This window comes from Anaerostipes sp. 992a (genome assembly GCF_001940245.1).
Classification (GTDB): Bacteria; Bacillota; Clostridia; order Lachnospirales; family Lachnospiraceae; genus Fimousia.
In genome coordinates this window covers 1-2,112 of record NZ_MJIG01000014.1, presented here as the reverse complement: position 1 = coordinate 2,112, position 2,112 = coordinate 1, and the positions used below count along the sequence as shown (strand labels likewise).

Here is a 2,112-nt window from a genome sequence, read left to right as displayed (position 1 = left end):
ATCCTTATTTTTTCACACTTTTCATTACCACCGGTTATTTGATTAGAAAATTTACTACGATACTCCAATTTATGTTATCGTATTGATAAAAACTCAACTATTTTGAATGAATGACCAATGAACATAAATCGAGTAGGAGGAATTTCTCTTGATTGAGAAATTCCGACCTCTCACACCACCGTGCGTACCGTTCGGTACACGGCGGTTCAATCAACTTAACAAGTAACACACCTTTCGGTGTAGTAATCTAACATTGAGACTAATCCGAATGAGGTTAGTCTCTTATTGCTTATAGCTTGGCATACATCTGAACCTCGACATACTCTTGCGAACCCTTTAGCGTAGGATGTTCGCTTTGCTGCCCATTGGGGCACGCCTAGTTTCATTAAATTCTTTGCCCTGTTTTGTGGTGTTTTCCATTGTTTCCATATACACATACGAAGTCTGAATCGGATATGTTTATCCATTTCTCTGCACAGATGTTTCATACTCCCTATCTTGAAGTAGTTAACCCATCCTCTGATAAGTTGATTGAGTTTCTCCACTTTGTAGCTGTTGCTTACACCCCAGCTACGACAGGTGAGTTCCTTCATCCTCTTCTTGAACTTCTCAACTGATTTTGCATGTGGCTTCGCCTTGTATTGGTGTGCTCTTGAATCAAAATAGAATCCAAATCCAAGGTATTTGAGTCCTTGCGGTTTATCCACTTTACTCTTTGTCATGTTGACCTTAAGCCCTAGTTTCTCCTCAATGAATCGAGAGATATTTCTCATTACTCGATTTGCAGACATTTCACTCCCAACCATGATGATACAGTCATCCGCATATCTCACGAAATTGAGCCCTCGCTTTTCCATTTCTTTGTCAAGTTCATTGAGCATGATATTCGCTAGTAGCGGAGAAAGATTTCCTCCTTGCGGTGTTCCTATTACAGAGTCTTCATACTCATCATCAATCATAATTCCACTGACAAGATACTTTCTCACAATGGAGATGACATCTCCATCCTTGATTGTTCTTCCAATTAAGGTCATCAGCTTGTCATGATTTACTGTGTCAAAGAACTTTTCCAAGTCAATGTCTACAATCCAATCATTACCATCATTCATCATATCAAGTGCTGTTAGGATTGCTTGTTGTGCACACCTATTCGGTCTGAATCCATAACTGTGGTCATGGAATTGTTCCTCATAGATTGGTGTTAGTACCTGTGCAATGGCTTGTTGTACAAATCTGTCTGTTACCGTTGGTACTCCTAGGTTTCTGACACCACCATCAGGCTTTGGTATCTCCACTCTTCGTACTGGTTGAGGTTTGTATTTTCTTGTCCTCAACTGTTCCTTGATGATTTCGCCGTTCTTTGCAAGATGTTCCTTGAGTTCTGTGTACTTCATTCCGTCCACTCCCTCTGCACCTTTGTTTCGTACGACTTGCAGATATGCTCTGTTGAGATTATCACTAGATAATATCTGCTCCATTAGATTACTTGTGTCCATGCGTTCTTTCCTTTCCGTCTCGCTTGATTTGACCATCTTTTACCCGATTGGTTACGGCAGATGTTGTCATTTCTGCAATACGAGACATACTCAAACTGATTGATTGTTCGCCCCTTCACTCCATCCCCATTACAGAGACTTCTTCACTACTATGGGCTCGGCTGATTTCTCACAGTTCGTTGTTACTAGGCTGATGATACCTCTGTGAGACCTCCACGCTTAAGGTGCACGCTCTTTCCTCTCATCTATCCGCCACATTTACTCGTACTTCCAGCAACTTTTGGACTTCATCTCCTTTTGCAGACTTATCCGTATTTCCGAGCCTTATATGTGATTTCTGTCCGTCGGACCAAGAGTTTGCTTACAGCTTCCTTCAGATTCCACCTCACGATGGACACCCTTGCTGTTCGGCTATACACTTCCTCGTTGCCTAGGCGTGTTCGGGACTTTCACCCGTTAGAGCGCGCCCATGGCGCGCAAACAAAAAGAGGGTAATAATTTCTGATCTTGACCCTCTCTTTCTCATAACAGACTATCCGACTATGATAAAAGAACTATCTTTTATTGCTTCCAGATTCATTTGTGCTGTTATTTGAATTATTATTATAAGAATTAG

The 2,112-nt window shown here is 41.4% G+C and carries 1 protein-coding gene; it reads right to left on the bottom strand.

The features are described from left to right. Positions 1-215 precede the first annotated feature (215 nt). Positions 216-1,496 carry a group II intron reverse transcriptase/maturase gene (ltrA, locus tag BHF69_RS13710; RefSeq protein WP_158022591.1) on the bottom strand — a complete coding sequence of 427 codons (1,281 nt, stop codon included), beginning with the start codon at positions 1,494-1,496 and terminating at the stop codon, positions 216-218. Positions 1,497-2,112: the final 616 nt, after the last annotated feature.

Coding starts and splice junctions, on each gene's coding strand:
- ltrA (WP_158022591.1), bottom strand. CDS start 1,496: ATGGACACAAGTAATCTAATGGAGCAGATATTATCTAGTGATAATCTC.